The sequence below is a fragment of the Subtercola boreus genome (assembly GCF_003399625.1).
Taxonomy (GTDB): Bacteria; Actinomycetota; Actinomycetes; order Actinomycetales; family Microbacteriaceae; genus Subtercola; species Subtercola boreus_C.
The window spans coordinates 98,507-122,259 of sequence record NZ_NBXA01000014.1; the positions used below are offsets into that span (position 1 = coordinate 98,507).

Below are 23,753 nucleotides of genomic sequence, written 5' to 3' on the forward strand. Positions count from 1 at the left end.
GGGGCCGGCGAAGAAAAGTGTCACTCAGTAAGCTGATCGATGAGACTCTGCTCGAGATGGTCAATGTGCGGAACGAGCCCGTACAGGTGCGGAGTTCCACGCGCATCTCCGCCCTGGTCGATGCGGCCGCCGAGGTGGTCGAGGAGGTCGGTGTCGAGCGCATGACGACGGCCATGGTCGCCGAGCGGGCCGGTGCCTCCATCGGCACCGTGTACCGCTACTTCCCCGATCGGATCGCCGTACTCTCGGCGCTCAGCCTCCGCAGCATGGACAGGTTCCTCCGCCAGACGAGGGAGAACATCCTGCGCGACAAGCCGGAGTCGTGGATCGACATGATGCTGATCTCCTTCGAGACCGCGGTCGAGATGCACCGCACAGAGGTGGGTTTCACGTCGATCCGCCTGGGGGATCTCGTGTCGTACCCCGAGGTCGAACCCACCTCCATCCGGTCGGCGCGCATCGCCGATGCCTTCGCCGCGATCATCGACCAGGACTTCGGGGTCGAGTCGACGCCCGACCTGACCCTCCACCTCGAGATGTCGGTCAACATGACCGATGCCCTCCTCGTGCGCGCGTTCGTGAGCGACAAGGCGGGAGACACCCGCATCATCGACGAGGCGCGATCCATCATCTCGTCGTACCTCGCCTCGTTCGACCAGGGCGCGAAGAAGTAGTCCGGCCGGGCGGCTCGATCCCGCGCTCCTGATCCGGGTGCTCCTCCGCGTGCATCCGGGGAAGATCTCCGGATGTCGGAGGCTCACGTAACACTGTGTCAAGCACGGTGCCCAGCTTTGCCAATTCTTCGGAATGGTGTTTGGCTTGGCGCACTGGTCCGAGCCGCACGTGCTGTGACCTTTCCGACGACTGGAGATCTGCGTGATCGAATTCCGCACGGTTACCAAGAAGTTCCCTGACGGCACTGTTGCTGTAGACGAGTTGAGCCTGGTGCTCCCCGCCCGGCAGACCACGGTTCTGGTCGGCTCGTCGGGCTCCGGCAAGACGACCATCCTCCGCATGATCAACCGGATGGTCGAGAAGACCTCGGGCGACATCGAGATCGACGGCGAGGACATCCACGCCCTGAATCCGGTGAAGCTCCGTCGCAGCATCGGCTACGTGATGCAGAACTCGGGCCTGCTCCCGCACCGCAAGGTGATCGACAACGTCACCACCGTCCCCGTGTTGAACGGCGTGAAGAAGGCCGAGGCGCGGGAGGCCGCCCTCACACTGCTCGACACCGTCGGGCTCGACCGGTCGCTGGCCGAGCGTTATCCCAGCCAGCTCTCGGGCGGGCAGCAGCAGCGTGTCGGGGTGGCCAGGGGCCTCGCGGCCGATCCGAACATCCTGCTGATGGACGAACCGTTCGGTGCCGTCGACCCGATCGTGCGCTCGGAACTGCAGCAGGAGCTCATCCGCATCCAGCGCGACCTCGGAAAGACGATCGTCTTCGTGACCCACGACATCGACGAGGCCTTCCTGCTGGGAGACCAGGTGGTGCTGCTCGAGAAGGGTGGCCGTATCGCGCAGCAGGGCACGCCCGCCGAGATCCTGTCGAAGCCGGCGAGCGATTTCGTGGCCACCTTCATCGGCGCCGATCGCGGTCGACGGGCGCTCCGGGTCGAGGTTGTCAACGGGCGGAACGTCGTCGTCGACGAAGACGGTCGGCCGACCGGGGTGCTGCAGTCATGAGCGCGAGAGCCTCGAACGGCCTCGTCGAGAACTGGGCTGCGCTGAAGAGGGCGTTGGCCCGATGAGCGCGCCCGCTTCCGTGGATCGGGTTCGCGCATGAACTGGGTCATCAACAACCTCGGGCTCATCTGGAGCCTCACACTCGACCATGTCGCGCTGGCCGTTCCCCCGATCATCCTGGGATTCATCATCTCGATCCCGATCGGCTGGGTCGCCAACCGCTTCCACGCCTCGCGGGGTGTCCTCCTCACCATCAGTGGGCTGCTCTACACGGTGCCGTCGCTGCCGTTGTTCATCGCCCTTCCCGCGATCCTCGGCACGGGCATCCTCGACCCCATCAACGTCGTGGTCGGGCTCACGATCTATGCCGTCGCCCTCATGGTTCGTTCGGTGGCGGATGCCCTGGCTGCCGTCGACGCGGGAGTCCGGCAGGCGGCCACCGCCATGGGCTACTCGGCCTGGCAGCGTTTCTGGCGGGTCGAGTTCCCGCTGGCCGGGCCGGTTCTGCTCGCGGGCCTGCGAGTCGTGTCGGTCAGCACGGTCAGTCTGGTGAGCATCGGTTCGGTCATCGGTGTGTCGAGCCTCGGCTACCTCTTCCTGAACGGGCTGCAGCGGAACATCATCGAGGAGGTCGCCAGTGGAATCGTCGCCACCCTGCTGATCGCGGTGGTCTTCGACCTCCTGCTCGTGCTGGCCGGCCGCGTGCTGCTGCCGTGGGCGAAGGCGGATCCGACGGCAAAGCGTGCCTGGCGGAAGACGGTCGAGACGGCCATAGCCGGTGCGTCTGCGGGCGGTTCAGTCGTCGACGACCCGGCCGTCAGCGATCCATCGATGGCGGGGCGGTAGTCCCATGGATCTCTTCCTCGACGGTTTCGCCTGGATCTTCGATCCGGCGCACCTCTCCGGCCCCGGCGGCATCTGGGCGCGCATCGCGGAGCAACTCTCGTACACCTTCGGCGCGGTGGCCATCGCGGCCATCATCGCCATCCCGCTCGGTCTCTGGATCGGGCACACCGGGCGCGGCCGGGACATCGCCGTACTCTGCTCGGGCGGTCTCCGCGCGCTCCCGAGCCTCGGGCTGCTGATCATCTTCGCGCTCGGCATCGGCATCGGGTTCAAGGCACCGCTCCTGACCTTCGTCATCCTCGCCATCCCGTCGCTGCTCTCGGGCGCCTACGCCGGCGTCGAAGCGGTCGACAAGCGCACCGTCGACGCTGCCAGGGCGCAGGGCATGACCGAGTGGCAGGTGCTGACGAAGGTCGAGTTGCCGCTCGGTCTGCCTCTGCTCATCGGCGGCATCCGTTCGGGTGTGCTGCAGGTCGTCGCCACGGCGACCCTCGCCTATTTCGCCAGCGGCGGGGCGCTCGGCGTGTTCATCAACGACGGCCTCAAGACCCGCGACTATGCGGAGCTCATCGGCGCGTCGATCGTGGTCACGGTGCTCGCTCTCGTCCTCGAGGGCATATTCGCGCTGCTGCAGAGGTTGTTCGTGCCACGCGGTGTCACCGCGGGCCAGGTCACAGAAGTCCGCTCACGGTCAGTCAGGCCGCGAGCGGTGGTGGGATCCCCCATCCAAGAAGGGAAATAGCATGTTCACAGCATTGAAGAAAGGCCGTGTCGCCGCCCTCGGCGTCATCGCGGTCAGTGCGGCAGTCGCACTGGCAGGGTGTTCATCAGGCAGTAGCAGCCCGTTGGGCTCCAGTTCTTCGGGTTCGGCCGCGGCGGGCACGATCGTCATCGGCTCGCAGTCCTACTACTCGAATGAGATCGTTGCGGAGATCTACGCTCAGGCACTTGAGGCCAATGGCCAGACCGTGACCCGCAAGTTCAACATCGGCCAGCGCGACGCCTACCTGCCGGCTCTCGCCAGCGGCGAGGTCACCCTCTTCCCGGAATACTCGGGGAACCTCCTGCAGTTCTACGACAAGGCCACCACCGCGGTCTCGGCGAGCGACGTGTATGCGGCCCTGAAGACCGCCGTGCCCGCGAACCTCGAAGTGCTCGACCAGTCCGAGGCGGCAGACCAGGACTCCTACAACGTCACGAAGGCCTTCTCCGAGGCCAACGGCGTGACGAGCATCGCCGATCTCGCCAAGGTGTCGAACGTGACGCTCGGTGGCAACGCCGAACTCGCGACCCGCCCCTACGGCCCTCCCGGACTGCTCAGCACCTACAACGTCACCGTCGGCTTCACACCGATCGACGACTCGGCCGGACCGCTGACGCTGAAGGCCCTGCTCGACAACACCATCCAGGTCGCCAACATCTACAGCGCTGACCCGAGCATCGGCGCGAACGACCTGGTCACGCTGACCGACCCGAAGAGCCTCTTCCTCGCGTCGAACGTCGTGCCGCTGATCAACAAGGACGCGGCCACCCCGGCCGTGACCGACGTGATCAACAAGGTCGACGCCGCACTCACGACGGCGGATCTCGTCTCGATGAACGGTGAGAGCGTCAACGACAAGAAGTCGTCGGCCGACATCGCCAAGGAGTGGCTCGCCAGCAAGAAGCTGTTCTAGCCCCACCCCATCCTGTACGCCGAAGCCGGCCGGGCGGTCCTCAGGGACCTCCCGGCCGGCTTCTCCTCTTTCGTAGAAGAGGATTCCAGAGCCGATGAGTCGCGGGGCGACGCAGCGATCGCCTCATCCTCTTTTGCGACAGGTGGGGGAAGGGGCGGGAGGGGGAGAGGGGCGGGGGGTCAGGCTGTGAGGAGCAGCAGGGCGGGCAACGCGAGCAGCAGGGCGGCCAGGCACAGGATGCCCGTGCGGGCCGGTAGCGAGAGCTGGAGCTCGGGGTGCAGCAGCCGTCGCACCCGCACGACCACGGGATCGACGGAGGTGGCGAACCGGACGTCGTGCTGCAGGTCTTCGCCGAACTCCGTCGCCGTACCGACCTTGTCTGCGCGCACGGCGTAGGCCGGGGCATCCACCACCGACATCGACGCAGGGCCGCGGCGCACGATGTTCTGCGTCTCCGCCGACCCGACGAGCGCGATGGCTTCGGCGAGGGTGGTGCTGTCGGTCAGACGGCGGCTCTGGTCATCCGCCAGCATCTCGACCAGCAGCGAGACGGCGACCTGCGCGCGGGTGGCTATGGGGAACCACGGCAGGGCGCTCCGCCACGATTCGAAGGCCACGAGCAGGATGTGGTGCTGCTGGCGGAGGTGTGCCCGCTCGTGGGCGATCACCGCATCGAGCTGGTCGGAGTCGAGCAGTGAGACGAGCCCCTCCGAGAGCACGGTGACGGTGCGTGCGCCGGGCAGGCAGTAGGCGACCGGCGCGGGGGAGTCGAGGATGAGCGTGCCGGGCTGGCCGAGCAGCGGGGTGCTGAGGAGGTCGACGAGGGAGCGGTGGCGTCTGCGTTGGCGTTCCGTGCGGGTGACGGTCACGCCCAGGTTCAGCAGCAGGTGTGCGAGCAGCAGCGCGGCGCTCGAGAGGGCGAAGAGATGGATCAGGCCCGCCCCGGCCGGAAGCGCGCCGGAGAAGACGAGAGGCGGGAGATCGGCCAGCCCGCTGAGCAGTCCGTTGCTGAATGGGATCAGGCCGAACGTCACGAGAGAGCCGATCATCGACAGCCCGCCGGCGAGGGCGATCGCCTGCCAGAGCAGCAGTGCCACACCCGGCGAGCGCGACGGCCAGTGCGCCCGGGCGAGCAGCACCGGAACCGGCCACGCCAGAATGACCGCCAGCGCGGCAAGGGTCAGGGAGGCGGAAAGCACGCGCCCAGCGTAGCCTTCTGGGCTGTCAGTCGGCTTGCGCGGCGGGCAGCGGGCGGGGGGCGGCGGATGCTCCGACCGAGCCCGCGCGCTTCTCGAGCAGCTGGCGGAGGGTGTCGGCCTCCTGCGGGCTCACCTGGCCGACGAACCGGGCGAGGGCCGCCTCGCGGTCGGGCTCGGCGCCCAGCACCTGCGCCAGCAGCTCAGCCGTGTGGTCGGCGCGCGTGGTGACGGCGAAGTAGAGGTGCGGCCTGACCTTCCGGTCGCGGGCGACGAAACCTTTGCGTTCGAGGCGGGATAGCACCGTGAGCATCGTCGTCAGAGCGAGATCCTTGCCGGCGCTCGTCTTGTGCTCGAGGTCGTCGCGCAGTTCAGCGGCCGACACAGGAGCGTCGCTCTGCCAGAGTCGCTCCATGATTGAGCGCTCGAGGTCGCCAAGTGTTGCCATGGCATTAGATTAGCGCCTTTTTCCTGCGTGTTCTACATAGGGTAGAAAAAGCGTTCTACACTCGGTAGAAGAAGAACTTCTACACACCGTAGAAAATCACCGTGGAGGACTTGTGAACGACTGGCTCGACCCACTGCTGCTCTCCCGCTGGCAGTTCGGGCTCACCACGATCTACCACTTCCTGTTCGTGCCTCTCACGATCGGCCTGGCCCTGACGGTCGCCCTCTTCCAGACGGCCTGGGTGCGTACCGGGCACGCTAAGTACCTGCAGATCACGAAGTTCTTCGGCAGGATCTTCCTCATCAACTTCGCCATGGGCGTGGTGACGGGCATCGTGCAGGAATTCCAGTTCGGTATGAACTGGTCGGACTACTCCCGCTTCGTCGGCGACGTCTTCGGCGCCCCGCTCGCCCTCGAGGGGCTCCTCGCGTTCTTCCTCGAGGCGACGTTCATCGGCCTGTGGATCTTCGGCTGGGACCGCCTGCCGAAGAGACTCCACCTCGCCACCATCTGGGTCACCGCGCTGGCGAGCATCCTGAGCGCCTATTTCATCATCGCGGCGAACTCGTTCATGCAGAACCCGGTCGGCTACCAGATCAACGAGGTGAAGGGGCGCGCTGAGCTCACGGACATCTGGGCGCTGCTGACGAACAAAGTGGCGCTGGCCGCCTTCCCGCACACGATCTTCGCGTGCTTCATGGTCTCGGCTGCGCTGATCGTCTGCGCCGCCGCCTGGCACCTCTCCCGCAACCAGCACTTCGACACCATGCGCCCCGCCCTGAAGTTCGGGCTCTGGATGATGGTGATCGCGGGCACGCTGACCTTCCTCTCGGGTGACCAGCTGGGGCTCGCGATGGTCGAGACCCAGCCGATGAAGATGGCAGCAGCCGAGGCGCTCTACAACACCTCCACGGGCGCGAACGCCTCGTTCTCGATCTTCACCCTCGGTACGCCCGACGGCGTGAGCGAGCTGTTCTCGATCCGGATCCCGTATCTGCTGTCGTTCCTCTCGACGCACACGTTCGACGGCACGGTCGAGGGCATCAACGACCTGCAGGCGCAGTACACACAGTTGTACGGCCCTGGCGACTACACGCCCACCATCTGGGTTACCTACTGGGCGTTCCGCTACATGATCGCCTTCGGCGTGCTCGCCGTCATGACCGCCGTCGGCGGCCTCTGGTTCACCCGCAAGGGCCGGATGCCGAAAAAGCGCTGGATCTGGAAGGTCGCGATCTGGTCGATGCCGCTCCCGCTCGCGGCGATGATCGTCGGCTGGGTGTTCACCGAGATGGGCCGGCAGCCGTGGATCGTGTTCAGCCTGCTGAAGACCCAGGACGCGGTGTCCCCGAACACGACGGGCCTGGAGGTGCTGATCTCGCTGATCGCGTTCACGCTGGTCTACGGCACGCTCGCGGTGGTCGAGTTCCGGCTGATCAAGAAGGCCATCCAGAAAGGCCCGGAGCAGGCGCCGACACCAGACGCCGAGACCGGCGAAGTGAAGCACGAAGCGACTGTGTACTAGGAACGGTGTACTGATGGATCTCCCCACCCTCTGGTTCGGCCTGCTGGCCTTCTTCTTCATCGGGTACTTCGTGCTCGACGGCTTCGACTTCGGCGTCGGCATGTCGATCCCGTTCCTCGGCCGCGACGCCCGCGGCCCGAACGACACCGATCGCCGCGTGCTGATCAACACCATCGGACCGATCTGGGACCTCAACGAGACCTGGGTGATCGTGGCGGGCGCGGCGATGTTCGCGGCCTTCCCCGAGTGGTACGCCACACTGTTCAGCGGTTTCTACCTGGTCTTCCTGGTCATCCTGCTGGCCCTGATCCTCCGCGGGGTCTCGTTCGAGTACCGTCACCAGCGCCCCGAGATCGCCTGGAAGCGGCGTTTCGACCGGATGATCGTGGTCGGCTCCGCCGTGCCGGCCTTCCTCTGGGGGCTCGTCTTCGCGAACGTCGTGCGCGGGGTGCCGCTCGACGCAGGCTTCAACTACACCGGAACCGTCTTCGACCTCTTCTCGCCCTATGCCGTGCTCGGCGGGCTGACCACGCTGCTGCTGTTCTTCACGCACGGGGTGGTGTTCGTGTCGCTGAAGACCGACGGGCCGATCCGGGAGCGGGCCAGGCAACTGGCCAGCCGTTCCGGCATGCTCACGATCCTCGTCGCCGCCGTCTTCCTGGTCTGGACGACGGTGTCGTTCGGATCGGTGTGGTCGGGCATCCTGTCGGCCGTCGCCGCTGTGACGCTCATCGCCGGCTGGCTCGCGAACCAGCGGAAGGCGGAGGGCTGGTCGTTCACCTTCCTTGCAGCCACGATCGCGTTCGCCGTGCTCTCGCTCTTCCTCTCACTCGTTCCCGATGTGATGCCGGCGACCAACGACCCCGCGAACAGCCTGACGATCGCGAACGCGTCGTCGTCGGGGTACACGCTCACGCTGATGAGCTGGGTGGCGCTGGTGTTCGTGCCGCTGATCCTCGCGTACCAGGGGTTCACGTACTGGGTGTTCCGCAAGCGGGTCAGCCGCGCATCCATCACCGGGGCACCGGAGCCGTCAGGGCCGGCTGTCGCCGGGAACAGGGTCGGCGCGTGAAACCTGTCGACCCGCGGTTGCTGAGGTACGCGGCATCCGCTCGCCGGTTCTTTGCTCTGGGAGCGTTGCTCGCGCTTCTGGAGACCGGCTGCATCGTCGCGTTCGCGTGGCTGGTGAGCTCGATGGTGGTTTCGGCGATCGCCGGGGCCTCCCTGCCCGCTCTGGCGGGATCTCTGGCCGCGCTCGTCGGCGTGATCGTGCTCCGCTCGCTTCTCGTCTGGCTCAGGGAACGCAACGCCTCCCGGGGAGCGGCGAGGGTCAAGAGCGAGCTGCGGCAGACGGTGCTCGCGTCGCTCGTGCGGCTCGGCCCGGGCTGGCTGGCGGGGCGCAACAGCGTCGAGGTGGCCACCGTGACGACGACGGGTCTGGATGCGCTCGACACCTATTTCTCGAAGTACCTGCCCCAGCTCATCCTGACGGCGCTCGCGACGCCTCTGCTGGTGTTGGTGCTGTTCGCGTCGGATGTCACCAGCGGGATCATCGTCGTGCTGACGCTGCCCCTGGTGCCGGTCTTCATGATCCTGATCGGCTGGGCGACCGAGGCGCTGCAGAAGAAACAGTGGGAGACGCTCGGAGCGCTCTCGACGGGATTCCTCGACGTGGTCGAGGGGCTGTCGACGCTGAAGGTCTTCGGGCGCGAGAAGCGGCAGGCGGCGCGCATCCGCCTCGTGACGGAGGAATACCGCTCGAGCACGCTGAAAGTGCTGAGGGTGTCGTTCCTCAGTGGATTCGCGCTCGAGATGGCGGCGAGCCTCTCGGTCGCGCTGGTTGCTGTGGCGGTCGGGCTGCGCCTGGTCGGCGGGGATCTCGGGCTCGGTGTGGGACTGTTCGTGCTGATGCTGGCGCCCGAGGCGTTCCTGCCGCTCCGGCAGGTCGGGGCGGCCTACCACGCGGCGGCCGACGGGGTGGCGGCGACGGACGCGGTGTTCGAGATCGTCGGGGCGGGGGCGGGGGCTGTGGCGGGGGCTCCGGCCGGGGCTGCTGTTCTGTCGGAACACGCGTCACGCCCCGACGAACCCGCGGGCGCTTCCCTCGCGCTGGTCTCCGTTCGCTACGGCGAGCCGGGCGCTGAGCGCTTCGCGGTGCGTGACTTCTCGGCGGATCTCCGGCCCGGCACCCTCACGGTGCTCTCCGGTCCGAGCGGAGCGGGCAAGTCGAGTGTGCTCGCCGCCATGCTCGGCTTCGTGCCCCACACCGGCAGCATCGTGTCGGCTCCCCTCGCCTGGGCAGGACAGCGTCCGGGACTCCTCCGCGGCACCGTCTTCGAGAACGTGACGCTCGGGAGCGGGCATCCATCGCCCGAGCTCGCCAGCCGCGCGCTCGCACTGGCCGCCGCGCCCGAGGTCGACCTCGGGCGCGAGCTCGGTGTGAACGGATCGGGTCTCTCCGGGGGTCAGGCCCAGCGCGTCGCGGTCGCCCGGGCGCTCTACCGTCTGATCGACGAGGACTGCGGAGTGCTCCTCCTCGACGAGCCCAGCTCAGCCCTCGACGGGGCGACCGAGCAGCGGATGATCGACGGCATCCGCTCGGTCGCGGCCAGCACGGGTGCCGCGGTGCTCGTGGTGTCGCACCGCGCGGCCTTCGCGCGGGCGGCCGACCTCGTGATCGAACTGTCGGCGCCAGCGCAGGGGACCGACCGCGCCGGCGCCGGTTCCCGGGCCGCCACTGGTGAAGGTACCGCCGCTGGTGAAGGTACCGCCGCTGGTGCGACCACCGCCTCCATCGCGCCGGCTGCCACCACTCCCACCACCACCTCGGCCGCCACGCCATCGCGCCTCACCGGGGCGGTGCGCTGATGCGCACGGCCGACGTTCTGCGGCTCGCCCAGCCTGCCCCGCGCGCGTTCACGCCGGCGCTCGCCTTCGGGTTGCTCAGCGCGCTCTCGACCGTCGCACTCCTCGCCACCTCCGCCTACCTCATCGCGCGCGCCGCCGAGCAGCCGCCGATCCTGTACCTCTCGATCGCGATCGTCGGCGTTCGCGGATTCGCTCTGGCCCGGGCATCCTTCCGCTACCTCGACCGGCTCGCCGGGCACAGTGCGGCCTTCCGCGCGCTGGCGTCACTGCGGGTCGCCATCTACGAGCGCATCGTGCCGCTCGCCCCCGCCGGGCTCGGCGGGATCCGCCGCGGAGACCTGCTCGCACGGCTGGTCGGCGATGTGGATGAGCTGCAGAACCTTCCGCTCCGCGTCGTGCAGCCGCTCGTGACCTCCCTGCTCGTGTCGGCGCTCGCCGTGGTGGGTGTCGCGCTGCTGTTGCCCGCGGCCGGACTCACGCTTGCCGTCGCCCTGCTCCTCGCGCTCCTTGCAGGCACACTCGTCAACTCGCGCATCGCTGGAGCTGCCGAACGCGAACTCGCGCCCCTCCGCGGCCGTTTCTCCGACGAGACACTGGACGTCATCGGCAACCTCGACGTGCTCGTCGCCTTCGGAGCGGTGGATGACCGGCTCGCCCACCTCCAAGCCACCGATCAGCGGCTCACCCGGTCGGCCACCCGCCGTGCCGCCGGTGCCGGAGCCACCGCCGCGATCGTCTCCCTCCTGGCTGGGCTGGCCACTGTCGCGGCTCTCGCCGTGGGTATCCCGGCGCTCGGTCCCGCCGTGGTCGCGGGCAGCGTCGGCGCGGATGCCTCGGGCCTCTTCAGCGGCACCTCCGGCTCGGGCCTGACCGGTCCGGTCCTCGCGGTGCTCGCGCTGGTGCCGATCGCGGTCTTCGAGGTCTTCTCCGCCGTCCCCCTCGCGGCGGGAGCTTGGCGCCAGGTGCACGCCAGCGCGGCCCGCGTCGCGTCCGCGCTGCCCGACGCCCTGCCGCCCGAGGTCCCGGCCTCCTCGCCCGCCGCCGCCGCGTCGCCAGCCGAGTCCGGGCCCGCCGCGCTGCCGGATCCCCTTCCGGGTGCGGAGCACGCGGCGTCCGGCGAACGCGTCGCGCCGGTCATCCGTCTCGAGCGTGTGTCCGCGCGATGGCCGCAACGTGTCGCCTCGCTCGACCGCCCCGCCCCGACCACCGTGATCGCCCCAGCCACCCGTGGCGAAACGGCGGCGGCACTCCGTGACGTCAGCGTCACCATCCGGCCGGGGCAGCGGCTGCTCGTGACCGGTGCGAGTGGCAGCGGCAAGACCACGCTCGCCTCCGTGCTCGTGCGGTTCCTCGAGCACAGTGGCACCTTCACGCTCAACGGCGTCGACGTGCGCACGCTCGCCCCCGAGGTCGTGCGCCAGAGCATCGGGCTCTGCGAGCAGACTCCGTACATCTTCGACGCGAACATCCGGCAGAACCTGCTGTTCGCCAAGGAGACGGCCTCCGACGACGACCTGCTCGCCGTGCTCGACCGCGTCGGACTCACCACCTGGGCCGCCGACCGCGGCGGACTCGACGCCCGGCTCGGCCAGCACGGAGCACTCGTCTCGGGCGGCGAGGCCCAGCGCATCGCGCTCGCACGCGTGCTGCTCGCCGACTTCCCGGTCGTCGTGCTCGACGAGCCCACCGCGAACGTCGACCCGGCCCGCGCCGACGCACTCCTCCGCGACCTGCTCGCCGCCGCCGGCCCCGGCCGGAGCGTCGTGCTGATCTCGCACACGGATGTCCCGCCCGACCTCATCACCGAGCGTCTCCGCCTCGGCTGACGTCCGGCTGGCTACTCTTCCGCCTCCGCCTCCAGCACCACCACCGCCACCGCCACCGCAACCGTGTTCCTCCGGGAGGAGCTGAGCCGGTGCGACGCCGTATCTGCTGTGGATCGGCCCAGCTCCTCCCGTGTGGGTGAGCCGGCCCCAGCCTGCAGTCCGGCTGCATCCCGACGGGACTCGCACCGCTCAGCGAGTCAGCCGGCCCGCCATCCCGCACGGTCGCGACGAATCGGCGAACCTCAGCCCACGCGACGCGCCTGAAGACAGAGTCCCAACTCAGCCTCGTCCGTGTGACGGCTCTGAGCGGCGGCCGAGTCGGGCAGCTGGCAGCTGGCGCGGGACGTCAGGGAGCGAGGGGGCGCGCCAGCGCCGCGAGCCGCCGCTGCCAGAGGGCCGCGCGCCCGGGCACGGGCGCGAGCGTCGGCCCGCCCGGCCAGGACGTCACCACGCGGATCCCGTGCAGCGCATTCACGGCCCAGAGCTCCGTGCCGGCGAGGTCGGCGGGTGTGGCACGCTCCTCCGACACGGTCACGCCGAGAGCCGCGGCCAGCACGCGCACAGACTTCGCGGTGACACTGTCGACCCGCACGAGGTCGGCGGGCGGCGCAGAGAGCGTGTCGCCCCGCCACCACAGCAGCGCCGTCGTTGTTCCGTCGATGATCTCGCCGCCTTGGCCGAGCAGCACCAGATCGTCGATGCCGTCGGCACGTGCCGCGTCGCGGAGGGCGGTGAGCGTGTCGAGGTCGGGGCCCTTCCAGCTCGGGATGCTCCGCGGCTCGGGCCCGTCATGGGAACGCAGCACAGCCGAGGCTGCGAGCGGCGGAGCGAGCCGCATCAACAGCGACAGCCGCCACCGTGCCGCGCCGGAACCCGATCCGGAGCCGCCTGCGCCGCCCGCGCCGCCGGATGCCGCACCCTCGCCGCGCGCCGCACCGCCCGCCGCCGCGCCGTCCGCCGCCGAACCGCCGCGCGCCGCGCCGTCCGCCGCCGAACCGCCGCCGACCCGGCTCAACTCCACCCGCGGGAACCACCGGTGCACCGGCGGGATCGCGTCGAGCGCCGCCTCCCAGAACGCGGCGAGCAGCGTCTCGTTCCCGAACCCGGCGGCCGCCGCCGAGGCGAAGAACCGGGCCCGGTGCAGATCGATGGCCCGCACCCGCCCGGCGTCGACCAGCCAGGAGTCTGCGACGTCGAGGTGCAGCCGGGCATCCATCGGCCCAGCGTCAGCGACCAACGATCCGTCGCGGTACATGAAGCGGCGAGAACCGGCCGAATCGGCGGCAGCAGACGTAGTCATGATCAGTTCACCGTAGCAACAGCGAGCCGCAGGCAGGTTCAGTACAATTGACTGCTGGAGACGCGGGCACCCGAACCGCCTCCGCAAGGCCGCACTGTGCGGTCGTTCCCCGACGATTGAGACTCACGTGACTATCGAACGCGATTCCGCTGCGCGTGGCGCCGAAGACGACGCAACAGGCACCACGAACACAGGCACCACGAACACCGACACGACACCCGCAACGAACACCGACGCAGCATCCGATTCTCTGCGCTACGACTTCGAGGCCCTCCAGAACAAGTGGCTGCCGGTCTGGGACGAGTCGGAGCCGTTCCGCACCGATCTCACGAACGACAAGCGCCCGCGCAAATACATCCTCGACATGTTCCCCTACCCTTCGGGCGACCTGCACATGGGGCACGCGGAGGCCTATGCGCTCGGCGACGTGATCTCCCGCTACTGGCGCCACCAGGGATTCAACGTGCTGCACCCGATCGGCTGGGACTCGTTCGGCCTGCCCGCCGAGAACGCTGCGATCAAGCGCCAGATCGACCCGCGCGAGTGGACGTACGCGAACATCGACCAGCAGAAGGCGAGCTTCCGCCGCTACGCCGGCTCGTTCGACTGGAGCCGGGAGCTGCACACCAGCGACCCCGAGTACTACAAGTGGAACCAGTGGCTGTTCCTGAAGCTCTACGAGAAGGGCCTGGCGTACCGCAAGTCGAGCTGGGTCAACTGGGACCCGGTGGACCAGACCGTGCTGGCGAACGAGCAGGTTCTGCCCGACGGAACGTCCGAACGCTCGGGCGCCGTCGTCGTGAAGAAGAAGCTCACGCAGTGGTACTTCAAGATCACCGACTACGCCGACCGCCTGCTCGACGACCTGAAGCAGCTCGAGGGAACGTGGCCGGCCAAGGTCATCGCCATGCAGCGCAACTGGATCGGCCGCTCCATCGGCGCCGACGTCGACTTCGCCATCGAGGGCCGCGACGAGCCGGTGACGGTCTTCACGACGCGCCCCGACACGCTCCACGGCGCGACCTTCATGGTCATCGCGCCCGAGTCCGAGCTCGCCGCCGAGCTGATCGCCGATCCGTCGGTGTCGGATGTCGCACGCGCCCGCTTCACGGAGTACCTCACCGAGGTGCAGAAGAGCACGGAGCTCGAACGCCAGGCCACCGACCGGCCGAAGACCGGCGTCTTCCTGGAGCGCTATGCGGTCAACCCCGTCAGCGGCGAACGCCTGCCCGTCTGGGCGGCCGACTACGTGCTCGCCGACTACGGCACCGGGGCGGTCATGGCCGTGCCCGCGCACGACCAGCGCGACCTCGACTTCGCCCGTGCGTTCTCCCTGCCCGTCCGCGTCGTGCTCGACACGAACCAGCCGGTCACGGGGGCCATCCCGATCCTCGTCGACGGCGAGCTTCCGGACGACCTGCCACCGCTCGACCCGGCATCCACCGGTAAGGCGCTGACCGGCGACGGGCGTCTGATCAACTCGGGCGCGCTCGACGGGCTGAGCAAGAACAAGGCGATCGCGCGCGTGATCGAGCAGCTGGAGGCCGCAGGATCGGGTCGCGCCGCCAAGAACTACCGGCTCAGGGACTGGTTGATCTCACGCCAGCGCTACTGGGGAACGCCGATCCCGATCATCCACGGAGCCGACGGCGCGGAGATTCCCGTGCCCGAAGACCAGCTGCCCGTGCTGCTGCCGCCGACCGAAGGGTTGAATCTGCAGCCGAAGGGCACCTCGCCCCTCGGTGCCGCGACGGACTGGGTGAACGTGCCCGACCCGCGCGACGGCTCACCGGCCCTCCGCGACGCCGACACGATGGACACCTTCGTCGACAGCTCGTGGTACTTCCTGCGCTTTCTCTCCCCGAACGACGACACGAAGGCGTTCGACCCGCGTGAGGTCGACAAGTGGGCGCCCGTCGACCAGTACGTCGGCGGCGTGACGCACGCGATCCTGCACCTGCTCTATGCGCGCTTCATCACGAAGGTGCTGTTCGACCTCGGCTACGTCTCGTTCACCGAGCCGTTCAGCGCACTGCTCAACCAGGGCATGGTGCTGATGGAGGGCTCGGCGATGTCGAAGTCGAAGGGCAACATCGTGCGCCTCAGCGACCAGCTCGACGAGCACGGTGTCGACGCGGTGCGCCTCACGATGGCGTTCGCGGGCCCGCCCGAAGACGACATCGACTGGGCGGATGTCTCGCCCGCGGGCTCGGCGAAGTTCCTGGCCCGCGCCTGGCGGCTGTCGGGTGACGTCACATCGCTGCCGTCGGTGAACTGGCGGGACGGGGATGTCGCGCTCCGCCGCATCACGCACCGGTTCCTGGCCGAGGCCCCCGGCCTGGTGGAGGCGTTCAAGTTCAACGTCGTCGTCGCGCGGATCATGGAGCTCACCAACGCGGCCCGCAAGGCGATCGACAGCGGACCGGGCGGCGGCGACCCCGCGGTCCGCGAGGCGGTCGAGACGATCGCGCTCGGTCTGTCGCTGTTCGCTCCGTACACCGCCGAGGACATGTGGGAACGCCTCGGCTACCCGCCCTCGATCTCGGCATACGGCTGGCGCGGTGCCGACCCGGCGCTGCTCACGGAGGAGTCGGTGACCGCCGTCGTCCAGGTCGACGGCAAGGTACGGGCGCGCCTCGAGGTCTCTCCGAAGATCTCGGGCGACGAACTCGAGAAGCTGGCGCGGTCGTCTGAGGCGGTCGTGCGCTTCCTCGGGGATCGCGAGATCGTGAACGTCATCGTGCGTGCACCGAAGATCGTCAACATTGCCACAAAGGCGCGTTCGTAGAAGTTCTCCACAGATTCGGGGCCGGGCGGATGCTCGGCCCTTTCTGTTTCGTACGGTCGGTGCATGCGCGATGTGCCTGGTGTCCCCGAGGAGTCCGCCCGGCCCGTGGGGGCCGGGCGGCCACTGCCGTGGGAGATCGAGGAGCCGCCTCGCGAGGAGGAGCCTGCCGGGAGGTCCCGGTTGCGGATCGGCGTGGGCGCCGCCATCGTGCTGGTGATCGCGACTCTGGTGTGTGCGGTGGTCGTGTCCATGGTGGCAGGGCGCGGCCGGGTCGATCTCGTCGCGCTCCCGGGTGGTGGTGCATCTGCGGCGGGCGGTGCGGGCGATACCAGCGCTACCGGCGGTTCTGCCGGTGCGGTCTCCGGTGACCCGGGCGCGGGTGCCTCGGGCTCCCTCGGCTCATCGAGCGCTGCCACCGGCACGCCCGGTTCCGCTTCCAACCCGGCGTCAGCGGGCCGCGCGGCCGCACCGATCCTCGTGCACGTGCTCGGTGCCGTTGCGCATCCGGGGCTCTTCGAACTCCACCCCGGCGACCGGGTGATCGACGCTATCTCCGCCGCCGGCGGGTTCACGGCGACAGCCGACCAGGGCCAGCAGAACCTCGCCCGTGTCGTGGCCGACGGGGAGCAGCTGGTGGTGCCCGAGCAGGGGGCTTCTCCACAGCCACGCCCGGCCGGCGCCGGTGGGGCGGCAACCGGCCCGGGAACAGGGTCGGCCGCCGGTGCAGGGGGTGCTCCCGTTGCCCTCGTCAACGTGAACACCGCCGACCAGACCACGCTCGAGACCCTTCCGCACGTCGGGCCGGCCATGGCCCAGCGCATCATCGCCTGGCGAACCGAGAACGGGCGGTTCACCCAGGTCGACGACCTGAAGAACGTGTCGGGCATCGGTGACAGGACGTTCGAGGTCCTGGCGCCCCTGGTGACGATATGACGCGGCCCGTGCAGGGTGGCGCCGACCTCCGCCTCGTCCTTCCTGCGGTCTTCTGCTGGCTGGTGGCGGGCCTGCTCGTCGGGGTGCCGCGGCTTCTGCTTCCCGATCTCGCCGGGTGGTGCGCAGCCGGGCTCTTCGGGGTGGCGGTCCTGCTCGTCGTCCTGGTGCTGCTGCTCTCGCGCGAACCGCGTCGCCGACGGTACGCCGCCCGACGGCTTCGCGCCGCCCGCCCGCTGAGCGCCGGGCTGGCACTCCACAGTGCGCTGCGGCGGGCGGCGGGAGCCCTCACGCTGATCGCCCTCTGCTGCGCGGCTGGCGGGCTCGTCGCGGCCTGCATCGCCGCACAGCTCCCGGCTCGGCAACCCGTCTCCGTCGCACCGCTGTTCGCGCACACCGTCCGCATGCGGTTGACCGTCACCTCGGCGCCGGTCGTCACCACGGCCGCTCCATCACCGTTCGGCCCGGCCTCTGCATCGAGCGCTGGCCGAGACCCCGAGACGCGCTCCCCATTCCGGTTCACCGCCACCGCCTCATCCGTCCGCTCCGGAAGCACCGTCCTCCAGACGCAGATGCCCGTTCTGGTCTTCGTGCAGGCTGCGCCAGGTGCACCCGCACCCGAGATCGGGGAGCAACTCGAGACGTCGGGAACCCTGAAGCCGACGGACGCCGGCGAGAGCGTCGTCGCGCTGCTCTACACAGACAGAGCGCCCCTGTTCGCCGAACCGGCGCCGTGGTATCTCGGCTGGGCGAACGGTCTCCGTGCCTCGTTCCGTCAGAGTGCCGCCGGCCTGCCCGGCGACGGCGGCGAACTCGTTCCGGGGCTCGCCATCGGCGACGTCAGCCTCGTCAGCGATGATCTCGACTCCCAGATGACAGCCAGCGGTCTCAGCCACCTCACCGCAGTCTCGGGAGCGAACTGTGCCATCGTCGTCGCGGCCATCATGCTCCTCGGCGGGCTGCTGGGGTTGTCCAGGCGCGGCAGGATCGTGTTCTCGCTCGCTGTCATGACGGCCTTCGTCGTGCTCGTCACGCCGTCGTCGAGTGTGCTCCGTGCCGCAGTGATGGCGACCATCGTGCTCATCACGCTTGCATCGGGCCGGCCTCCGAAAGGCCTGCCGGCGCTTGGGCTGGCAACGATCATCCTGCTCGCCTGTGACCCCTGGCTCGCTCGCAACTATGGCCTCGCGCTGTCCGTGCTCGCCACCGCTGGTCTGCTCGTCCTGGCAAGGCCGCTCAGCGCTCGGCTGTCGAAGTGGATGCCCGCCACTGTGTCGCTCATCATTGCCGTCCCCCTGGCGGCGCAGCTGGCCTGCCAGCCCGTACTCCTCCTGCTCACGCCGACGATCTCCACCTACAGCGTCGCCGCCAACCTGCTCGCAGAACCCGCCGCACCGGTCGCGACGGTTCTCGGGTTGATCTCGTGCATCGTGGCCGCGGTGATCCCGCCCCTCGCCCCGGTCGGCGCCTGGCTCACGTGGGTTCCGGCGTCGTGGATCGCGGGCGTCGCACGGTTCTTCGCCACGGCACCCGGCAGCAGCCTGCCCTGGCCGCCGGGCTCCGCCGGGATTCTGCTCGTGCTGGTGGCGAGTGCCGCTGCCCTCATCCTGCTTCTGGTTCCGCCGGGGAGCGAGCGCTCCGCGCCCGGAAAGTCAGGCGACCTCGACACTGACCCCGATTGTCGTGACAGTCGTGGTCAGCGTGGTCAGCGTGGTCAGCGTGGTCGTCGTGACCGACGTCGTCGATGTAGTCCGCGCGGTCAGCGTGCTCCGCATGGAGGGCTCCGCCGATACGCGATCCGTCACCCGCGCCGCGCCGTGCGATTCTCGGCGGGCGCTGTCCTCCTTCTCACCGTGGCCGGCTACCTCGGCTCGACGCTCTCCAGCACCCTTCTCCCGGCACAGAGCTGGCCTCCGGACTGGCAGATCGCCGCCTGCGACATCGGGCAGGGTGACGCAGTGGTCATCCGGAGCGCGCAGCCGGGGCAGCCCGACCGGTTCGCCCTGGTGGATGTCGGGCCCGACCCGGCACTCCTCACCGTGTGTCTCGACGAACTCGACATCACCGAACTGGATCTGCTCGTTCTGACCCACTACGACCTCGACCATGTCGGCGGGCTCAGCGCGGTGGTCGGGCGGGTCTCCACGGTGCTGATGGGGCCCGCCGCAGATGCCGGCGACGAAAGGATGGCAGCCACCCTCACGGCGGCCGGAGCCGATGTGCGCCAAGCGCGTCGCGGTGACTCCGGGATGCTCGGCGACATCGGCTGGAAGGTGTTGTGGCCGCAGGTGGACACGCTCCTCCGTGGCAACGACGCGAGCGTCACCGTGCAGTTCTCCGGGCAGATCGACTCGATCTTCCTCGGCGATCTCGGGGAGGATTCGCAGCGGCTGCTCGCGCACACCAGTGCCCTCACCGGGCTGCCGGGCGATGCGCTTCCCGATGAAGACGTCGTCAAGGTCGCCCATCACGGCAGCGCCGACCAGAGCGAGTCGCTCTATCAGGCGCTTCGGGCGGAGGTCGGCCTGGTGTCTGTCGGAGCAGGCAACAGATACGGGCATCCGACCGACCGCCTGCTCGGAATCCTCACCCGCGCAGGCACGGCGGCATACCGAACCGACCTCCTGGGGATGATCGTGCTGGCGCCGTGCCCGGAGGGGATCATCGTGTGGTCGGAGGGTCAGGCTAGGGTTGAAGCCAGAAAGAAGTGAGGGTGTTGTGGCTGCTGTGAGAGGGTCACGGTCGGGTTCGGCTCGTGGCGGTTCGGGTGGCGGAGGGGCCGCCAAGGGGTCGTCGAAGGCACCCGCCCCCGTCATCCCGCAACTCTCCTGGGAGCAGATCCGTCCGGCCTCGGTCGTGCTCGTCTCGGGTACGGAGACATTCCTTGCGGAGCGCGCGATCCGGCAGCTGCGCGACCTTCTGAAGGCCGAAGACCCGAGCCTCGAGATCGTCGACATCGACGCCTCCGGTTATGCGCCCGGCGAACTCCTCACCATGGCGAGCCCGTCGCTGTTCGGGGAACCCCGGATGATCAGGGTGTCCTCCGTCGAGAAGTGCACCGACGCGTTCATCGCGGAGACGGTCGAGTACCTGGGGTATCCGGCCGACGACACCACCGTCGTGCTGCGGCACGGTGGGGGAGTGCGGGGCAAACGACTGCTCGACGCTGTGCGAGCGAGCACGGGCGACGTCGTCGAGGTGGTCTGCGCAGAACTCAAGAAGGACTCGGAGCGTTACGACTTCGCGGTGGCCGAGTTCAGGGCGGCCGGCCGACGGGTGACGCCGAGTGCCGTGCGTGCTCTGGTCTCCGCCTTCACCGACGACCTGGCCGAACTGTCGAGCGCCTGCGGCCAGCTCATCGCCGACACCAGCGACGAGATTACCGAGGTCACCGTCGAGAAGTACTACTCGGGGCGGGTGGAGACGAACGCCTTCGCGGTGGCCGACAGCGCCATCGCCGGTCACTACGGCGAGGCGTTGACGCTCCTGAGGCACGCCCTCGCCACGGGTGCCGACCCAGTGCCCATGGTGGCCGCCTTCGCAATGAAGCTCCGCACGATGGCCAAGGTGCTCGGCTCCCGGGGCGGCGGCGGGCAGCTCGCGGGCCAGCTCGGCCTCGCCCCGTGGCAGATCGACCGGGCACGGCGCGACCTTCAGGGCTGGACGGGGGAGGGCCTCGGCCGCAGCATCCAGATCCTGGCCGAGACCGACGAGAACATCAAGGGCGGCAGCCGCGACCCGGTCTACTCCCTCGAGCGGATGATCGCCACCATCGCCTCTCGCGGCGAGCACTGACCCCCGACCACCCACTGCCCCCCGCCCACCCACTGACCCCCGCCCACCCACAGGCGCGAAGCGCAGAAAGGCCCCGCCGGAGCGGGGCCTTTCGAAGCTGGTACAGCGGAGCGCGAGAAGCGCGCGCGGAGCGAGACTAGCTCAGCGCAGCGACCGACTTGCTGATCGACGACTTGCGGTTGGCAGCCTGGTTCTTGTGGATGACGCCCTTGCTGGCCGCCTTGTCGAGCTTCTTGCTCGCCAGGGTCAGCGCGGCAGCGGCCTTCTCCCGGTCGCCGGCGGCAACGCTCGACTTGACGGCGCGGATGGCCGTCTTCAGCTCGCTCTTGACGGCCTTGTTGCGCTCGTGGGCCTTCGCGTTGGTGCCGATGCGCTTGATCTGGGACTTGATGTTTGCCACTGAACTACCCTCTGTATCTGTTGGTCTGTAAATGTTCGACGTGATGAATCGCAGCCCGCGCAGACGAATGACCGGATCACGACGTGGGAACGGCGATGAAATGGAGCGTCTCGGGCGCGGCTACGGAAGCCAAGGGTCAACATTACCAGTAGCCAGCGTGAACGACAAACATACTAGCGTTGTGGGCATGCCCAGTCTTGCTGCCCATATGGACTCCGTTCCGCCTTCCGGCATCCGGCGCATCTTCGAGCTTGCGCAGTCGCTCGACGATGTCGTGTTCCTGGCGGTCGGCGAACCGGATGTGGCGGTCGCGCCGCACATCCTCGAAGCGGCAGAGCGCGCCTGGCAGGCCGACGACACCGACTACACCCCGAACGGCGGTATCCCCGAGCTCCGCGAGGCCATCGTCGCCAAACTCGGCGCCCAGAACGGCATCCGCGTCGACACCGAGCAGGTCTGGGTGACGAACGGCGGCATGCACGCCCTCTATCTCGCCATGACGCTGGCGCTCGGTCCGGGCGAGGAGGTACTCATCCCCGATCCCGGCTACTCGACGTTCGCCATGAACGCCCGGATGATCTCCGCCGTGCCGGTGCCGTACACCCTGAAGCGTTCCAACGATTTCCTCCCCGACCTCGACGAACTCGAACGCCTCGTCACCGACCGCACGCGGATGATCATCATCAACTCACCGTCGAACCCTCTCGGGGCGATCTTTCCGAAGCCGGTCATCCAGAGCCTGCTGGCATTTGCGAAGAAGCACGACCTCTGGATCCTCAGCGACGAGGTCTACGAGTGCTTCACCTACGGCGCACTGCACACGAGCGTCGCCTCGCTCGACACCGATGACCGGGTCTTCTCCGTCTTCTCGCTCTCGAAGACCTATGCCCTCACCGGAGCACGGATCGGGTACCTCGTGACCCCGCCCGGCATGGCAGCCCTGATGCGATCGGCGCAGGAGGCCATGATCAGTTGCATCAACACCCCCACCCAGCGTGCGGCCGTTGCAGCCATCACCGGACCGCAGGAGCACGTCGTCGCCGCAGCTGCCCACTACCGCGAGAATCTCGGGGTGGCGACGCGCCTGCTCGACGAACTCGGGATCGGGTATCTCGAGCCGTCCGGTGCCTTCTATCTGTGGGTGGATGTCTCGTACGCGACGAATGGCGACGTCGCCGAGTGGGCGGAACGGTTCCTGCTCGAGCAGCGCGTCGCCGTCGCCCCCGGCAGCGCGTTCGGCCGTCATGGCGAGGGCTGGATCCGCCTGTGCGTGGCCGCCTCCCCGCACGACATCGAGACGGGCATCCGTCGCCTGCCGCACCCGCCCCGCGCCTGACCTGCCGCCCACTGCCGCCGCCCCCCGCCGGCCTCGCAGCCACATCGACTCACCGAAAACTGTCGCTATCGCAGCTTCTTACCGACAGTTTTCGGTGAGTCGATCCGGTCGGGCGAGGCCGGATCAGGCCGCGTAGGATCCGGTGCGCAGTTCGTCGAGGAGGGAGGGGCCCTTCGGTTCCCAGCCCAGGTCGCGGCGTGCGGCCGATCCGGTGGCCTGCTGGTCGAGCAGCAGCGCCTCGGCGAAGGGCTTTCCGAGCATCCCGTACATCTCCTCATCCGTCGACGGCGAGACGCGGCCCTCGAGCCCGGCAGCGGTCGCGGCCGCCTCGCCGAGCTGGCGCACGGTGGGGTTCTCCCCGCCTGCACCGAGGTAGACGCTCCCGGCCGCCGCGCGATCGAACGCGAGGATGTAGAGCGCGGCGAGGTCGTCTACGAACACCGTGCTCCAGTGCTGATCCCCGCTGCCGATCAGCTTGAGTGACGATTCACCCGAGGCACCGGTCTCCCCGGAGACGACCGTCGTGCGCGGCGCCTGAACGAGCATGTTCGGGATGCCCTGGCCGTAGCCGTAGACGATTCCGGGCATGATCAGGGTCGTCCTCACCCCTTCGGCGTCGAGCACCCGCTGTTCGACGCCTCCGCGCCAGGCAGTGATCGCCGGCGGGTCCTGGGGCGAGGACTCGGTCAGCTCGGCACCGTTGCCGAGAACCCAGATGCCGCCGGTGTGCACGTACGGCTTGTCGCTTCCCTCGAGACCCGCGAGCACGGCGGTGACAAGGGCGTCGTCGATGGCGGCGCTGGTCTCGTCGCCGGGGGAGGCGACATGAATCACTCCGTCACTCTGGCGTGCCTGCTCTTCGAGCAGCCGTGTGTCGGTGATGTCGCCGACCACGGCGTGCGCTCCGAGCTCGCTCACGGTGGCCGCTTTCTCGCCCGAGCGGACGAGCGCTGTCACCTCTCGCCCGTCGGCCAGGAGCTGGCGGAGGATTGCTGAACCTATGAAGCCGGTCGCGCCGGTCAGAAAGATAGTCATGCCGTCATTCAACTCGTCCACAGGCCAAAGATTCCCGCTTGCTCTGCACAGGATCGGAGGCCGGGAGCCGCCGGGCGCATCTGTCTCGTAAACTT

19 protein-coding genes are annotated in these 23,753 nt (G+C 68.8%); 14 read left to right on the forward strand and 5 right to left on the reverse strand.

Features of this window, described 5'->3' with window-relative positions:
* The first annotated feature begins 17 nt into the window (after positions 1 to 17).
* From B7R21_RS06875 to B7R21_RS06895, 5 genes are all read left to right on the forward strand, one after another.
* Positions 18 to 674 (forward strand): TetR family transcriptional regulator, encoded by a 657-nt coding sequence (locus tag B7R21_RS06875; RefSeq protein ID WP_116282500.1) that lies wholly within the window; start codon positions 18 to 20, stop codon positions 672 to 674.
* A 202-nt stretch (positions 675 to 876) separates the two neighbouring features.
* On the forward strand, positions 877 to 1,689 hold the full coding sequence (locus B7R21_RS06880) for an ABC transporter ATP-binding protein (protein ID WP_116282501.1): 813 nt from the start codon (positions 877 to 879) through the stop codon (positions 1,687 to 1,689).
* 96 nt (positions 1,690 to 1,785) lie between these two features.
* Positions 1,786 to 2,535, forward strand: coding sequence for an ABC transporter permease (locus B7R21_RS06885; RefSeq protein ID WP_116282502.1), 750 nt, complete (start codon positions 1,786 to 1,788; stop codon positions 2,533 to 2,535).
* A 4-nt stretch (positions 2,536 to 2,539) separates the two neighbouring features.
* Positions 2,540 to 3,277, forward strand: a complete 738-nt coding sequence (locus B7R21_RS06890; RefSeq protein WP_116282503.1) for an ABC transporter permease — start codon at positions 2,540 to 2,542, stop codon at positions 3,275 to 3,277.
* 1 nt (position 3,278) lies between these two features.
* Positions 3,279 to 4,211, forward strand: a complete 933-nt coding sequence (locus B7R21_RS06895; RefSeq protein WP_116282504.1) for an ABC transporter substrate-binding protein — start codon at positions 3,279 to 3,281, stop codon at positions 4,209 to 4,211.
* A 179-nt stretch (positions 4,212 to 4,390) separates the two neighbouring features.
* On the opposite strand, the gene B7R21_RS06900 is transcribed toward B7R21_RS06895, so the two are convergent.
* Entirely contained in the window at positions 4,391 to 5,410 is a 1,020-nt protein-coding gene (locus tag B7R21_RS06900) for a M56 family metallopeptidase (RefSeq protein WP_216364154.1), read from the reverse strand.
* Positions 5,411 to 5,435: 25 nt separating this feature from the next.
* Positions 5,436 to 5,855, reverse strand: coding sequence for a BlaI/MecI/CopY family transcriptional regulator (locus tag B7R21_RS06905; protein ID WP_116282505.1), 420 nt, complete (start codon positions 5,853 to 5,855; stop codon positions 5,436 to 5,438).
* A 112-nt stretch (positions 5,856 to 5,967) separates the two neighbouring features.
* Here B7R21_RS06905 and B7R21_RS06910 point away from each other — a divergent pair, with 112 nt between their 5' ends.
* The 4 genes from B7R21_RS06910 to B7R21_RS06925 are packed head-to-tail and all read left to right on the forward strand — an operon-like array spanning position 5,968 to position 12,074.
* Positions 5,968 to 7,380 (forward strand): cytochrome ubiquinol oxidase subunit I, encoded by a 1,413-nt coding sequence (locus B7R21_RS06910; RefSeq protein ID WP_116282506.1) that lies wholly within the window; start codon positions 5,968 to 5,970, stop codon positions 7,378 to 7,380.
* A gap of 13 nt (positions 7,381 to 7,393) precedes the next feature.
* Complete coding sequence (gene cydB, locus B7R21_RS06915; protein WP_116282507.1) at positions 7,394 to 8,452, forward strand: cytochrome d ubiquinol oxidase subunit II; 1,059 nt, start codon at positions 7,394 to 7,396, stop codon at positions 8,450 to 8,452.
* Positions 8,449 to 10,248: a thiol reductant ABC exporter subunit CydD gene (gene cydD, locus B7R21_RS06920; protein WP_216364156.1), complete on the forward strand. Its 1,800-nt coding sequence runs from the start codon at positions 8,449 to 8,451 to the stop codon at positions 10,246 to 10,248. The genes cydB and cydD overlap by 4 nt, the downstream gene beginning before the upstream one ends.
* Positions 10,248 to 12,074: an amino acid ABC transporter ATP-binding/permease protein gene (locus tag B7R21_RS06925; RefSeq protein ID WP_116282508.1), complete on the forward strand. Its 1,827-nt coding sequence runs from the start codon at positions 10,248 to 10,250 to the stop codon at positions 12,072 to 12,074. Before cydD ends, B7R21_RS06925 begins: the two co-directional genes overlap by 1 nt.
* A gap of 346 nt (positions 12,075 to 12,420) precedes the next feature.
* Here B7R21_RS06925 and B7R21_RS20025 read toward each other — a convergent pair whose 3' ends face one another.
* On the reverse strand, positions 12,421 to 13,374 hold the full coding sequence (locus tag B7R21_RS20025) for an aminotransferase class IV (RefSeq protein WP_172592082.1): 954 nt from the start codon (positions 13,372 to 13,374) through the stop codon (positions 12,421 to 12,423).
* Between the two features lie 250 nt (positions 13,375 to 13,624).
* Here B7R21_RS20025 and leuS point away from each other — a divergent pair, with 250 nt between their 5' ends.
* From leuS to holA, 4 genes are all read left to right on the forward strand, one after another.
* The gene (gene leuS, locus B7R21_RS06940) at positions 13,625 to 16,162 is read left to right on the forward strand and encodes a leucine--tRNA ligase (RefSeq protein ID WP_116282579.1); all 2,538 of its coding nucleotides are present in this window, start codon (positions 13,625 to 13,627) and stop codon (positions 16,160 to 16,162) included.
* A 63-nt stretch (positions 16,163 to 16,225) separates the two neighbouring features.
* Positions 16,226 to 17,095, forward strand: a complete 870-nt coding sequence (locus B7R21_RS06945; RefSeq protein WP_253259678.1) for a helix-hairpin-helix domain-containing protein — start codon at positions 16,226 to 16,228, stop codon at positions 17,093 to 17,095.
* Positions 17,092 to 19,803: a ComEC/Rec2 family competence protein gene (locus B7R21_RS06950; protein ID WP_116282511.1), complete on the forward strand. Its 2,712-nt coding sequence runs from the start codon at positions 17,092 to 17,094 to the stop codon at positions 19,801 to 19,803. Before B7R21_RS06945 ends, B7R21_RS06950 begins: the two co-directional genes overlap by 4 nt.
* A gap of 103 nt (positions 19,804 to 19,906) precedes the next feature.
* Entirely contained in the window at positions 19,907 to 20,887 is a 981-nt protein-coding gene (holA, locus tag B7R21_RS06955; protein WP_253259684.1) for a DNA polymerase III subunit delta, read from the forward strand.
* 136 nt (positions 20,888 to 21,023) lie between these two features.
* Here holA and rpsT read toward each other — a convergent pair whose 3' ends face one another.
* Positions 21,024 to 21,287, reverse strand: a complete 264-nt coding sequence (gene rpsT / locus B7R21_RS06960) for a 30S ribosomal protein S20 (RefSeq protein ID WP_116282512.1) — start codon at positions 21,285 to 21,287, stop codon at positions 21,024 to 21,026.
* 187 nt (positions 21,288 to 21,474) lie between these two features.
* Between rpsT and B7R21_RS06965 the strand changes: the two genes are divergently transcribed.
* Positions 21,475 to 22,623: a pyridoxal phosphate-dependent aminotransferase gene (locus B7R21_RS06965; RefSeq protein WP_116282513.1), complete on the forward strand. Its 1,149-nt coding sequence runs from the start codon at positions 21,475 to 21,477 to the stop codon at positions 22,621 to 22,623.
* 123 nt (positions 22,624 to 22,746) lie between these two features.
* Here the strand turns inward: B7R21_RS06965 and B7R21_RS06970 are convergent, their stop codons facing one another.
* A complete protein-coding gene (locus B7R21_RS06970) occupies positions 22,747 to 23,658 on the reverse strand; it encodes an NAD-dependent epimerase/dehydratase family protein (protein ID WP_116282514.1) in 912 nt (303 codons plus the stop codon).
* Positions 23,659 to 23,753: the final 95 nt, after the last annotated feature.